At 64.0% G+C, this 13,335-nt stretch carries 11 protein-coding genes; 5 read left to right on the top strand and 6 right to left on the bottom strand.

Annotated features, from left to right (window positions below; translation table 11 throughout):
- Positions 1–29 precede the first annotated feature (29 nt).
- Together fadB and ACVWZ5_RS22130 are read right to left on the bottom strand one after the other, a co-directional pair.
- Complete coding sequence (gene fadB, locus ACVWZ5_RS22135) at positions 30–2,177, bottom strand: fatty acid oxidation complex subunit alpha FadB (protein WP_050704828.1); 2,148 nt, start codon at positions 2,175–2,177, stop codon at positions 30–32.
- Between the two features lie 474 nt (positions 2,178–2,651).
- Positions 2,652–3,089: a hypothetical protein gene (locus ACVWZ5_RS22130; RefSeq protein WP_028692743.1), complete on the bottom strand. Its 438-nt coding sequence runs from the start codon at positions 3,087–3,089 to the stop codon at positions 2,652–2,654.
- Between the two features lie 110 nt (positions 3,090–3,199).
- Between ACVWZ5_RS22130 and ACVWZ5_RS22125 the strand changes: the two genes are divergently transcribed.
- Complete coding sequence (locus ACVWZ5_RS22125) at positions 3,200–3,643, top strand: universal stress protein (protein WP_062574616.1); 444 nt, start codon at positions 3,200–3,202, stop codon at positions 3,641–3,643.
- Between the two features lie 81 nt (positions 3,644–3,724).
- On the opposite strand, the gene ACVWZ5_RS22120 is transcribed toward ACVWZ5_RS22125, so the two are convergent.
- Entirely contained in the window at positions 3,725–5,656 is a 1,932-nt protein-coding gene (locus ACVWZ5_RS22120) for an ATP-binding cassette domain-containing protein (protein WP_062359591.1), read from the bottom strand.
- Positions 5,657–5,863: 207 nt separating this feature from the next.
- Here ACVWZ5_RS22120 and ACVWZ5_RS22115 point away from each other — a divergent pair, with 207 nt between their 5' ends.
- Entirely contained in the window at positions 5,864–7,792 is a 1,929-nt protein-coding gene (locus ACVWZ5_RS22115; RefSeq protein WP_457340853.1) for a transglycosylase SLT domain-containing protein, read from the top strand.
- Between the two features lie 61 nt (positions 7,793–7,853).
- On the opposite strand, the gene ACVWZ5_RS22110 is transcribed toward ACVWZ5_RS22115, so the two are convergent.
- On the bottom strand, positions 7,854–8,657 hold the full coding sequence (locus tag ACVWZ5_RS22110; RefSeq protein ID WP_084941382.1) for an MOSC domain-containing protein: 804 nt from the start codon (positions 8,655–8,657) through the stop codon (positions 7,854–7,856).
- 40 nt (positions 8,658–8,697) lie between these two features.
- Positions 8,698–9,627, bottom strand: coding sequence for a chemotaxis protein CheV (locus tag ACVWZ5_RS22105; RefSeq protein WP_062574619.1), 930 nt, complete (start codon positions 9,625–9,627; stop codon positions 8,698–8,700).
- 335 nt (positions 9,628–9,962) lie between these two features.
- Here ACVWZ5_RS22105 and ACVWZ5_RS22100 point away from each other — a divergent pair, with 335 nt between their 5' ends.
- The 3 genes from ACVWZ5_RS22100 (at position 9,963) to ACVWZ5_RS22090 (ending at position 12,390) form a co-directional block, all read left to right on the top strand.
- Complete coding sequence (locus tag ACVWZ5_RS22100; protein ID WP_062574620.1) at positions 9,963–10,466, top strand: hypothetical protein; 504 nt, start codon at positions 9,963–9,965, stop codon at positions 10,464–10,466.
- Between the two features lie 378 nt (positions 10,467–10,844).
- Positions 10,845–11,741 carry a sensor histidine kinase gene (locus ACVWZ5_RS22095; RefSeq protein ID WP_062574621.1) on the top strand — a complete coding sequence of 299 codons (897 nt, stop codon included), beginning with the start codon at positions 10,845–10,847 and terminating at the stop codon, positions 11,739–11,741.
- A complete protein-coding gene (locus tag ACVWZ5_RS22090; protein WP_062574622.1) occupies positions 11,731–12,390 on the top strand; it encodes a response regulator in 660 nt (219 codons plus the stop codon). The genes ACVWZ5_RS22095 and ACVWZ5_RS22090 overlap by 11 nt, the downstream gene beginning before the upstream one ends.
- Here ACVWZ5_RS22090 and yegS read toward each other — a convergent pair.
- Complete coding sequence (gene yegS / locus ACVWZ5_RS22085) at positions 12,374–13,261, bottom strand: lipid kinase YegS (protein ID WP_062574623.1); 888 nt, start codon at positions 13,259–13,261, stop codon at positions 12,374–12,376. The genes ACVWZ5_RS22090 and yegS overlap by 17 nt on opposite strands.
- Between the last annotated feature and the right edge of the window lie 74 nt (positions 13,262–13,335).

Genomic DNA, 13,335 nt, shown 5'->3' with positions numbered 1-13,335 from the left:
CAATATTCTCGCTCTAGCTCGTTGGGCGCTCAGTTGAAGAAGCGCTGGCCGTTCTTGGCCATTTCGCGCAGCTTCGCAGTGGGGTGGTACAGCGGCCCCAGGTCGGCGTACTTGTCGGCCAGTGCGACGAACTCGGCGACCCCGATCGAATCGATGTAGCGCAGCGCGCCACCACGGAAGGGAGGGAAACCGATGCCGTAGACCAGGCCCATGTCGGCTTCGGCGGCGGTCTCGACGATGCCGTCTTCCAGGCAACGCACGGTCTCCAGGCACAGCGGCACCATCATCCAGTTGATGATGTCCTCGTCGCTGACTTCACGCTGCTCGAAGATGACCGGTTTGAGCACGTCGAGCACGCTGGCGTCGGCGACTTTCTTCGGCTTGCCGCGCTTGTCGGTCTCGTAGGCGTAGAAGCCCTTGCCGTTCTTCTGACCCAGGCGGTTGGCCTCGTAGAGGGCGTCGACGGCGGAGCGACGATCGTCCTTCATGCGGTCCGGGAAGCCTTCGGCCATCACGTCGCGGCCGTGGTGGCCGGTGTCGATGCCGACCACGTCCATCAGGTAGGCGGGGCCCATCGGCCAGCCGAACTTTTCCATGACCTTGTCGATACGCACGAAGTCGACGCCGGCGCTGACCAGCTTGGCGAAGCCGCCGAAGTAAGGGAACAGCACGCGGTTGACCAGGAAGCCCGGGCAGTCGTTGACCACGATCGGGTTCTTGCCCATCTTCTTGGCGTAGGCCACGGTAGTCGCGACCGCGACTTCGCTGGACTTCTCGCCGCGGATGACTTCGACCAGCGGCATCATGTGCACCGGGTTGAAGAAGTGCATGCCGACGAAGTTTTCCGGACGCTTGAGCGCCTTGGCCAGCAGGTTGATGGAGATGGTCGAGGTGTTGGAGGCCAGGATGGCATCTTCCTTCACCTGGCCTTCCACTTCAGCCAGTACCGCTTGCTTGACCTTCGGGTTCTCGACCACGGCCTCGACGACGATGTCGACGTTGGCGAAATCGCCGTACGACAGGGTCGGACGAATGGCGTTGAGTGCCTCGGCCATCTTCGCCGGGGTCAGGCGACCCTTCTCGACGCGCTTGCCGAGCAGCTTGGAGGCCTCGTTCAGGCCCAGCTGGATGGCTTCCTCGCGGATGTCCTTCATCAGGATCGGCGTGCCCTTGACCGCCGACTGGTAGGCGATGCCGCCCCCCATGATGCCGGCGCCGAGCACGGCGGCCTGCTTCACGTCGTGGGCGATCTCGTCATGGGCCTTGGCCTTGCGCTTGAGCTCCTGGTCGTTCAGGAACAGGCCGATCAGGCTCTCGGCGACCGAAGTCTTGGCCAGCTTGGCGAAGCCGGCGGCTTCGACTTCCAGGGCCTTGTCACGGCCGAAGTTGGCAGCCTTCTGGATGGTCTTGATGGCCTCGACCGGCGCCGGGTAGTTCGGGCCGGCCTGGCCGGCGACGAAGCCCTTGGCGGTCTCGAACGCCATCATCTGCTCGATGGCATTGAGCTTGAGTTTTTCCAGCTTGGGCTGGCGCTTGGCCTTGTGGTCCAGCTCGCCGCTGATGGCGCGCTTGATCAGATCCAGGGCACCGGCCTGCAGCAGCTCGGGCGCCACCACGGCGTCGACGGCGCCGACCTTCAGGGCGTCCTCGGCACGGTTTTCCTTGCCCGAGGCGATCCACTCGATGGCGTTGTCCGAGCCGATCAGGCGCGGCAGACGCACGGTGCCGCCGAAGCCCGGGTAGATGCCCAGCTTGACTTCCGGCAGGCCGATCTTGGCGCTGCTGGACATGACCCGGTAGTCGGCGGCCAGGCACATCTCCAGGCCGCCACCCAGGGCAATGCCGTTGATGGCGACGACGGTCGGCACCTGCAGGTCTTCGAAGTCATTGAAAATGCGGTTGGCTTCCAGGTTGCCGGCGACCAGTTCGGCCTCGGGCAGCTTGAAGTTGTCGACGAATTCGGTGATGTCGGCGCCGACGATGAACACGTCCTTGCCGCTGCTGACGATCACGCCCTTGATCGAGGCATCGCCCTTGATCACGTCCACGGCCTGACGCAGCTCGTTCAGAGTGAGACGGTTGAACTTGTTGACGGACTCACCCTTGAGGTCGAACTTCAGTTCGACGATGCCGCTTTCAAGAGCCTTAACCGTGATGGCTTTACCTTCGTAAATCATCAACTGATCTCCACGATATGGAAGCTGAACAGTACACGTCGAACGCTGGCGCAAGAGCCGGTCTACCGGTCACTCGCTCCAGGCACACCCGTCGACGCGCTAATCGGGATTCTGTAAGAGCCGTCTGACATACAAACGCTCAATTCATACGCCCGTTTGACTTGGGTGTGCACACATTCTCCGAAATGAACGGCGTTGTCAAATGCTCGCGAACACCGTGAAAACGCGACTTTCCAGTCATCTTCTACCCGCCGGGTACGAAACATGATGACAGTGATCGCCGACCATTCATGTCAGCGATAGACCATCACCGACGGCGGACGGCGCTTTTTTCTAAACGCATTCGCCAACGATGGCTACACTGGACCTGCATGACAGTGTTTCCGGCCTGCCTGGCCTTTTTCTGCACTGCAGAACGCAAAACGGCGCGCAAGAGCATGGTTGCTCCTGCGCGCCGTTTTGCGTTGACCAGGCTCAGGCAAGGGTGTCGAGGGCCTGGGCAATATCCTGCAAAACAGATTTATCGCCCCGCTCGCTCCAGTACAGGGCGATCATGCGCCGGTCGGCCTCGACCTTGTAGACGGTTGCCGGCAGACGAGCGAAGACCTCGGCCAGACGCGGCTCCTCGCAGGGTTCGCGCCACTGGTTCCACCACACGCCCGGACTGATCTGCCAGTAGCACCAGCAGTCCTCGCGGCCCTTGCGTCGCGCCCGGTGGTATTGCGGACAGGGGCTGGGCGGCTCCTTTTCCAGCCAGTGCGGCCACTGCTGCGGCGCCAGCTGCATGGCCAGCCCCATGCGCCGCCCCTCCAGGCGCAGGTTCATCTGTTCGCTCTGCTTGCGCGACTGACGCAGCCAGGCCAGCGGGCTGAGCATCAGCGCAAGGATTGACACCACTAGCCATACCGTCATATCTGTAGACCTTATAAAGCGTTGCAAATGAGCGGGTTATCCAGGTTTCACGCACGCCCGGCCCGAAAGCGACCATACTTCTACTATCGCGATTGTCAGGAGTACTGCACATGTCCTACGAACATCTTCTGGTCGCCGTCGACCTGACCGAAGAATGCGACCCGGTGATCAAGCGGGCCAAAGCCATCGCCCTGGCCAGCGGCGCCAAGGTATCCCTGGTGCATATCGTCGAACCCATGGCCATGGCCTTCGGCGGCGACGTGCCAATGGACCTTTCGCAATTGCAGCAGCAACAGTTCGACCAAGCCAAGGAGCGCATGGACCGTCTGTACAACAAGTACCCGGACATCAATCGTGGCGATTCCCACCTGGTCTACGGCCAGCCGCGACAGGAAATCCACCAGTTGGCCAAGGAACAACACTGCGACCTGATCGTGGTGGGCAGCCATGGTCGCCATGGCCTGGCGCTGCTGCTGGGCTCCACCGCCAATGACGTGCTGCACGGCGCGCCGTGCGATGTACTGGCGGTGCGGTTGCAGAAGAAGGCCGAGTAAGCCTGTAATCGCGGGGCAGGCCCGCTCCCACACGGCTCGCCAGACGGGGCTGCGTGGGAGCGGGCTTGCCCCGCGATGCGTTCAGCCTTCCAGCTCGGCCCAGCGCTCCACCAGCACGTCCAGCTCGCCCTGCAGCTTCTCCAGCTTGGCCAGCACTGCGCTGGTTTCATCGATAGGACGCTGGTAGAAGTTCGAGGCATTGACCTCTTCCTGTACCTCGGCCATCTGCTGTTCCAGCGCATCGATTTGCCCTGGCAGCGCCTCCAGCTCGCGCTGCAGCTTGTAGCTGAGCTTCTTCTTGCTGGCATCGGCAGCAGGCGCGACGGCAGCGGCAGGTGCCTGCTCTTCCACCGTCTTGGCTACCACCGCGCTGTTGAGCTCGGACTTGCCGCCCTTGCTCTCGGTCACGCCCAGCAGCTTCGGCGAACCGCCCTGGCGGATCCAGTCCTCGTAGCCACCGACGTACTCGCGCACACGGCCCTCCCCCTCGAACACCAGGGTGCTGGTCACCACGTTGTCGAGGAAGGCCCGGTCGTGGCTGACCATCAGCACCGTGCCCTTGTAGTTGGACAGCACTTCCTCGAGCAGCTCCAGGGTCTCGACGTCGAGATCGTTGGTCGGTTCGTCCAGCACCAGCAGGTTGGCCGGCTTGCTGAACAGCTTGGCCAACAGCAGGCGCGCGCGCTCGCCACCGGACAACGCCTTGACCGGCGTGCGCGCACGCTGCGGACTGAACAGGAAGTCGCCGAGGTAGCTCAGCACGTGGCGGTTCTGGCCATCGATCTCGATGAAGTCGCGGCCTTCGGCCAGGTTGTCGATGACAGTCTTTTCCAGGTCCAGCTGATGGCGCATCTGGTCGAAGTAGGCCACTTCCAGCTTGGTGCCGCGCTCGACCTTGCCAGACGTCGGCTCCAGGTCACCGAGCATCAGCTTGAGCAGCGTGGTCTTGCCGGTACCATTGGCGCCGAGCAGGCCGATGCGGTCCTGGCGCTGCAGTACCATGGAGAAGTCCTTGACCAGTTTCGGGCCATCCTTGTGGGCGAAGCTGACATCTTCCAGCACCATCACTTGCTTGCCTGACTTGTCAGCCACTTCGATCTGGATATTGGCCTTGCCCTGGCGCTCACGGCGCTCGCTGCGCTCCACGCGCAGCGCCTTGAGCGCGCGTACGCGGCCTTCGTTACGGGTACGCCGGGCCTTGATGCCCTGGCGGATCCACACCTCTTCCTGGGCCAGACGCTTGTCGAACAGCGCGTTGGCAGTGGCCTCGGCGGCCAACTCAGCCTCCTTGTGCACCAGGAAGCTGGCGTAGTCGCCGTTCCAGTCGATCAGCCCGCCACGGTCCAGCTCGAGGATGCGTGTAGCCAGGTTCTGCAGGAAGGAGCGGTCGTGGGTGATGAACAGCACCGCGCCGTTGAAGCCGCTCAGGGCCTCTTCCAGCCAGGCAATGGCGCCGATATCCAGGTGGTTGGTCGGCTCATCGAGCAGCAACAGGTCGGGCTCGGAAACCAGTGCCTGGGCCAGCAGCACGCGACGGCGCCAGCCGCCGGAGAGTTCGGCCAGGGTCTTGTCGGCCGGTAGCTGCAGGCGGCTCAGGGTGCTTTCCACCACTTGCTGCAGGCGCCAGCCGTCGCGGGCCTCCAGCTCATGCTGGACGTGCATGAGCTTTTCCAGGTCGTCATCGCCGTGGATGTTCTGGCTCAGGTGGTGGTACTCGGCCAGCAGCTCGCCCACGCCATCCAGGCCTGCGGCCACCACGTCGAACACGCTGCGCTCGTCGGCCACCGGCAGCTCCTGCGGCAGCTCGCCGATCTTCAGCCCCGGCGCACGCCAGATATCGCCGTCGTCGGGCTTCTGCTCGCCCTTGACCAGGCGCAGCATGCTCGACTTGCCCGTGCCGTTGCGGCCGATGATGCACACCCGCTCGCCACGGGCGATCTGCCAGGACACTTTGTCCAACAGCGGCATGGCGCCGAACGCGAGGGACACATCGCTGAATTTGAGCAGGGTCATGATCATCTCCAAAAACCGGGCGCGTATTCTACCTGACTTGCCCCGTCACGGCATCAAAAGCCCATCGCCGGCAGCAGGGCGTCGGATAACAACTCGATACAAGCACAGTGCTTTCACCCGCCACCGGCAAACGGCTAAGCTAGACAGTAATACCCAACAGTGCTGGCTCCGCCGTCACTTTCCATGGTTCTACTGCCCGGACGTATCATGCGCAGCCGCCTGTTACAAATTGCTTCCTGCCTGCTGCTCACCGCCACCGCCGCGAGCGCCGCACAGGCCGTCGACATCACCCAGCAGCGTCAGTACTACGACGAGGCCAAGCGCGCCCTGGCCAAGGGCGACAAGGGCCCTTACCTGCGTTACGCGCAGGCGCTGCGCGATTATCCGCTGACGCCCTACCTCACCTATGACGAGCTGACCGCCCGCCTGAAGAGCGCCAGCAACGAGGAGATCGAGGGCTTCCTCAAGGCCCACGGCGACCTGCCCCAGGCCAACTGGATGAAACTGCGCTGGTTGCGCTGGCTGGCTGAACGCGGCGAGTGGAACACCTTTACCCGCTACTACGACCCCAAGCTCAACTTCACCGAGCTGGATTGCCTCAACGGCCAGTACCAGCTCTCCCACGGCCTGCGCGCCGAAGGTTTCGCCACCGCCGACAAGCTGTGGAACGTCGGCAAGTCGCAGCCCACCGCCTGCGACACCCTGTTCGCCATGTGGGCCGCCGAAGGCCAGCTGACCGAGGCCAAGCGCTGGCAGCGTGCCAAGCTGGCGGCCCAGGCGCGCAACTATGGCCTGGCCAACAGCCTGGTCAAGACCCTCACCACCCTCGCCCCCCAGGGCAAGCTGCTGATCGACGTGGCGCAAAAGCCGGAGTTGCTCAACCAGCCATCGCGCTTCACCCCGGTCAACGAAGCCATGTCCGACGTGGTCAGCCTCGGCCTGCGCCGCCTGGCCCGCCAGGCCCCCGAGCAGGCCATGGCGCTGCTCGACGACTACGCCCAGCGCATGCACTTCTCCCGTGACGAGAAGGTCGCCATCGCCCGCGAGATCGGCCTGACCCTGGCCCGGCGCTACGACCCGCGCGCCCTCGACCTGATGACCCGCTACGACCCCGAGCTGCGTGACAACACCGTCAGCGAATGGCGCCTGCGTCTGCTGCTGCGCCTGGGCCGCTGGGAGGACGCCTACGAGCTGACCAGGCGCCTGCCCCAGGACCTGGCCAGCAGCAACCGTTGGAAGTACTGGCAGGCGCGCAGCCTGGAGCTGGCCCAACCGAGCAACCCGCAGATTCCGCTGCTGTACAAGACCGTCGCCCGCGAGCGCGATTTCTACGGCTTCCTCGCCGCCGACCGGGCGCAGACGCCCTACCAGCTGAACAACAAGCCGCTGGCACTCAGCCAGGCGGTGATCAACAAGGTCCGCAACACCCCGGGCGTGCGTCGCGCCCTGGAGTTCCATGCCCGCGGCCAGATCGTCGAGGGCCGGCGCGAGTGGTACCACGTCAGTCGTCACTTCAACCGTGACGAGATGGTCGCCCAGGCCCGCCTGGCCTACGACATGCGCTGGTACTTCCCGGCCATCCGCACCATCAGCCAGGCCCAGTACTGGGACGACCTGGACATCCGCTTCCCCATGGCCCATCGCGACACCCTGGTGCGCGAAGCCAAGGTCCGCGGCCTGCATTCAAGCTGGGTGTTCGCCATTACCCGCCAGGAAAGCGCCTTCATGGAAGACGCCCGCTCCAGTGTCGGCGCCAGCGGCCTGATGCAGCTGATGCCAGGCACGGCCAAGGAAACCGCGCGCAAGTTCAGCATCCCGCTGGCCTCGCCGGCCCAGGTATTCAACCCGGACAAGAACATCCAGCTCGGCGCCGCCTACCTGAGCCAGGTGCACAGCCAGTTCAACGGCAACCGCGTGCTGGCCTCGGCCGCCTACAACGCCGGCCCCGGACGCGTACGCCAGTGGCTCAAGGGTGCCAAGCACTTGAGCTTCGATGTGTGGGTCGAGTCGATTCCGTTCGACGAGACGCGCCAGTACGTGCAGAACGTGCTGTCGTATTCGGTCATCTATGGGCAGAAGCTCAATTCACCGCAACCGCTGGTGGATTGGCATGAACGGTATTTCGACGATATGTGATCGAACCCTTTCGCGGGGCAAGTCGCATCGGCGCACCGATGTGACTTGCCCCGCGATGGCACTAATCGAGGACCTGGACGTCCATTCCCACCTGCAGCTGCCCCTCGCCATCCACCGCCAGGTTCTGGCCAAACAGCACATCCCCTTCCTTCTCGCGAAACGTCTTGAGCGTGGTCAACGGCTCGCGGTCCGGGCTGCGCTCGCCCGTGACGGGATCAAGGGTGGTGAGGATGCAGCGCACGCTCGGCTTGAGCACGCGGAAGGTCATGTCACCGATACGGATACGCTTCCAGCGGTCCTCGGCGAAGGCCTCGGCCCCCGCGACCACCAGGTTCGGGCGAAAACGCAGCATCTCCATGGGGCGCCCCACCCGATGGTTCAGCTCATCCAGTGAGGCCTGACCGATCAGCAGCAACGGAAAACCATCGGGAAACGCTGCCCGGTCACTGTTGAGGCCGTAGCCGCTGGGCAGGTAGCGAGCCCGCTGTTCGGGGCAGTACACCAGCCTTACCGCCTTGCCCAGCAGGTCGCTGAGCCAGGCTGCAGCGGCATCGCCGGCATCGGGTACGCGCAAGGTGTCCCGCCAGATGGTGACGCCGCGCAGGGCCTCGTCGGCCGGCGGCACGGGCACCTCCAAGGGTGCCTGCCCCGGTGCCTGCAGCAGCAACTGGCCCTGCTCGCCGTAATCGGCGCCGACCTGCCCCAGCCGGGGCCAGGCCCGCTGGGTCAGGAAGCGGCCATTCTCCTGCTCCACCACCAACCAGCGGCGGTCACCGTCCAGGCCCAGATTGCCGACCGCGGACGCTTGCAGGCCTTGGGCCCGCCCCGATTTCACCGGGTATCGATACAACGCACTCAGAAACATCCCTGCTCACCTGGTTTTCATTTAAAAACCAAGCTTACACCTAGGCGTGATCCATGTTCAGACGCTGACGCACCACATCCACCAGACGATCGGGCTGGAACTTGGACAGGAAGTTGTCGCAACCGACCTTCTTGACCATGGATTCGTTGAAACTACCCGACAGCGAGGTGTGCAGCACCACGTAAAGGCCACGCAGGCGCGGGTCGTTGCGGATCTCCGTGGTCAGCCGGTAACCGTCCATCTCTGGCATTTCGGCATCGGTGAAAATCATCAGCAACTTCTCGCAGACATTCTCCCCGGCGTCGGCCCAACCCTTGAGCAGCCGCAGGGCCTTGAGGCCGTCGCTGGCCACGTGCAGCTTCACTCCCAATTGCGACAGGGTGTCGCGCAACTGCGCCAGGGCCACGCTGGAGTCGTCCACCAGCAGCACTTCGCGGCCACGGGCGCGGGCCAGTACCGGGTCTTCCAGCTTGTCGCGGGACACCTTGGCGTTGTACGGCACGATCTCGGCCAACACCTTCTCCACGTCGATGACCTCCACCAGTTGCTCGTCGACCTTGGTGATCGCGGTGAGGTAGTGCTGGCGACCAGCGCTGGCCGGTGGCGGCATGATGGATTCCCAGTTCATGTTGACGATACGATCTACACCGCCCACCAGGAACGCCTGCACCGAACGGTTGTATTCGGTGACGATGATGGTGCTGTCAGGACCCGGCTGCAGCGGGCGCATGCCGATCGCCTGGGACAGGTCGATCACCGGCAGCGTCTGGCCGCGCAGGTTGACCACGCCGCAGACGAAGGAATGGCGCTGCGGCATGAGGGTCAGCTTGGGCAGCTGCAGCACTTCCTGGACCTTGAATACGTTGATGGCGAACAATTGTCGGCCAGCCAGGCGGAACATCAGGATTTCCAGGCGGTTCTCACCCACCAGTTGCGTGCGTTGGTCTACCGTGTCGAGAATGCCAGCCATTGGAAAGCCCCCAGGCGTGAGTCGGTAAAAAAGAATGCATCCCCCTGTATCGGCGGATGCACGCGCAGCTTGACCCCTGATAGAAAAAGCCGCGCCGGGTGATTGATATCACTTTACCATCATGTTTTACTGCTGCCACATCCCGCCGCGTCCCTCGCTCGCAACGAACGAACCACCTGAATCCTCATCAGGGAAACCCCTAGTAGCAATCGGGTGCAACCTGATGTTCGCAATATCCATTAGCCATTAATGTGACGCCATTCTCACTGCATGAACGGAGTCAGGCTTTTGCGAGCGATCATCTTGGTACGGCCAATCCCTGACCACGGGGCGCCATGATGGATAGCACACCACTGCACAACGCCGCCGTGGCGGCCTTTTTGCAGGACGCGCAGGTCCTGCTGGCCAGGTCCCAGGAATGCCTGCAGCACCTGGAACTGATCGCCAACGACCCGGACGCCTGCCACAGCCTCACCACTGCACTCGACACCCTGGCCCGCCGTGCCGACACGCTCGGCCTGCTCGAGGTCGCCCACTATGCGTTCGCCTTGCAAAAGCTGCTCGCACCCACCTGCGCCCAGCAGCACCTGCACGGCAGCAGCCTGCCTGCACTGGACGCCTGCCTGACCCTGCTCGACTGGCAACTGGAGTTGCTTGACCCACACACCGGCCAGCTAGGCATGGACACCGATGAACAGCAGCAGCTGCTGGGTGAACTGGCCGCCGCGCTGGGCCAGCCGTCCACGCAGCTGTGTACGGACTGCCAGCAGACGGGGGTGTTCTGCGCTCACCCCCATACAGTGGATAACGGCACCGAGGCTTGCGACCTGCAACACTAAAGCGAGCAACTGAGTCCCAACTAAGCCCGCACCCGGGTTAAACTTGCAAAGTTGGCCAAGTTTTTCCAAATGTGTTGGCAAAGACGAATTGTTAGTTATTCCACAACCAGCGGAAACATTATTTAATAATGGCACTCTGCTAGCCAGCACCCCTCGCCCGACAGGCCCGCCACAGCCCGGAAAATACGAGGTTTCAAGCAGTTATCCCCCCGCGACCAAACTCAATCAAAGTGATAACATGCGTGCATTCGAACATGCGCGCCCAGGTTATCGGCCGATTGGATCCGCATCCGCCACTTGATGGGTGGTGGAGCGGAAAAATCTCGGGCAGACGTGTGCAATGCTAAAAACCGCTATAACTCAGTGGCTTCCCTATCTATGCTCCCACGCTTGAAGTTTCTCCGGCGTTGCCGCTCCCGCGTTGCCCTGCTGCGCTGGACGACCGCCCTGCTGTGCGTTGCATCGCTGGCGGCGAACCTGGTGGTGTACCTGAGCACCAAGCCCATGTCGGCCAGCCTGCTGCTGCTGCAACTGCTGGCGATGCTCGGCGTCGGCTGGCACCTGCGCCACTGGGCGCGCTCGATCAGCCTGCGCCCGGCGGAATTGGCCACGCGCATGCTCAAGGTGCAGGAAAGCGAGCGTCAGCGACTGAGCCGCGAGCTGCACGACGATATCGGCCAACTGCTGACCGCCGCCAAGCTCCAGGTCGACTGGCTGCAACGCCGGGTACCGGCCGAGCTGCAGGAGCACTGCGGCACCCTGCGCAGCACCCTGGACCTGACCCTGAGCAACGTGCGCGACGTTTCCACCATTCTCAACCCGCGCCAGCTGGCCAGCCTGGGCCTGGAGGCAAGCCTGCGCGCGCACCTGCTGCGCACCCTGGAGAACACCGAGGTGCACTGGAGCCTGGAATGCAACCAGCGCCTGGGCGGCATCAGCGAAGAAGTGGCCATGGCTGCCTTCCGCATTACCCAGGAGGCGGTCACCAACATGCTACGCCACGCCGACGCGCGTAACCTGGTGGTTCGGTTGCAACGCACCCCGGCCGGCTTGGCCCTGTCGATCCACGACGACGGCGGCGGCTTCGTTCCGGCCCAGTTCCCCGCAGAATACGGCCAGCGCGGCATGGCTGGCATGCACGAGCGGGTGACCGCGCTGCAAGGCAGCCTGACCATCACCAGCCAGCCCGGCCAAGGCACCCAGATCGAAGCCCTCTTTCCGTGGCCGCCCCGCAGCCAAGAACGCGCCAGGACCCCTGCCCCCGATGACCTGTAGATTACTGCTGGTGGACGACCACTCCCTGATTCGCGCAGGCGTCAGGGCACTGGTATCGGACATCCCCGGTTACACCGTGATCGGCGAGGCCGACGACGGCAGCCAGCTTCTGGACCACGTGCTGCGTCTGGCGCCTGACATCGTCCTGCTGGACATTTCCATGCGTACGACCAGCGGTCTGGACGCACTTACGCAATTGCGCGCAAACGGTTGCACCTGCAAGGTCCTGATCCTGTCGATGCACACCGATCCGGAAATGATCATGCGCGCCTTGGAAAGCGGCGCCCACGGCTACCTGCTCAAGGACACCACGGCCACCGAGCTGGAACAGGCGCTCACCGCGCTGCGCAACGACGAACGCTACCTCAGCCCGGCCATCGCCCACACTGTCATCAACCAGGCGCTGCTGCGCGCCCAGAACGGCCGCCAGCCGAGCAGCGAAGGTCACAACCTGACCGGTCGCCAGCTGGAGATCCTGCGCCTTATCGTGCGCGGCAAGTCGACCCGAGAGATCGCCGCCGGCCTGGGCCTGTCGATCAAGACCGTGGAGACCCACCGCTCGCAGATCATGAAACGCCTGCAGATCTACGACGTGGCGGGCCTGGTACTGTTCGCCGTGCGCGAAAAGATCATCAGCCTGGACGACTGAGCAGCGGCGAGTCCGCAGGCAAGTGCACGCGCAACGCCTGCGGCATGGCCTCGAAACGCAGGCTGGCGGCCTGCAGCGGCTCGCCGTCGAGGTTCATGTCCAGCCCCTGGGCACCCTTGATTTCCACCCATGGCAACCGCGCACGAACGAACAGTCCGTCGCCGGCCAGCAAGTCGCGCAAGGCCCCCGCCACCTCCTGCGGCGCCGGCAGAATGCCGATATCCAGCAGGCCGTCATCCACCGTCGCCTCCGGGCACAGCACATGCCCGCCGCCGGCCTGGCGGCCGTTGCCGATGCCCAGCGCCAGCAATTCGCCCTGCCAATGGAAGCCGGGCCCCTGCAGTTCCACCGAGGCGGCCTGCAGCTCGCTGAAGCGTGACAGGCCGGTGAACAGGTAGGCGGCCGCGCCCAGCACTTTCTTCAGGTCTTCCGAGGTGTTGGCCGTGACCTGGCTGCCGAAGCCCCCTGTGGCCATGTTCAGGAACAACTGGTCGCCCACCCGACCCAGGTCGATCGGCCGCGCCGGCACCTCCAGCAGGTCGAGAGCCGCCTGCGGTTCGAGGGGCACGCCGGCCGCCCTGGCGAAGTCGTTGGCGGTGCCCAGCGGCAACAGTGCCAGGCTGGCCTGGGTCGCGGCCAGGCCCATGGCTTCGGCCACATCACGCAACGTGCCGTCACCGCCACCGGCCACCAACTGACCATAGCCCGCGGCCAGCGCCTCGCCGACCAGGCGCTGGGCGTCGCCGCCCTCCCAGGTCAGGCGCACATCCAGGGTCCAGCCCCGCTCACGCAGTTGGCCCACTGCGGCTCGCACCTCGTCGTTGCCGGCCTGTTTGCCATGCAGGATCAACAGTGCCTTGCGCTCGCTCATGCCGTTCTCCCCGAATAGAAATGCCCTACCGCAATCTCGACCACTGCGACGAGCAGATTGCTCCCTGCATCGCC

It is taken from the genome of Pseudomonas sp. TE6283 (genome assembly GCF_054060555.1).
The sequence above is the reverse complement of the archived record's forward strand: the minus strand, read 5'-3'. Positions and strand labels throughout refer to the sequence as shown.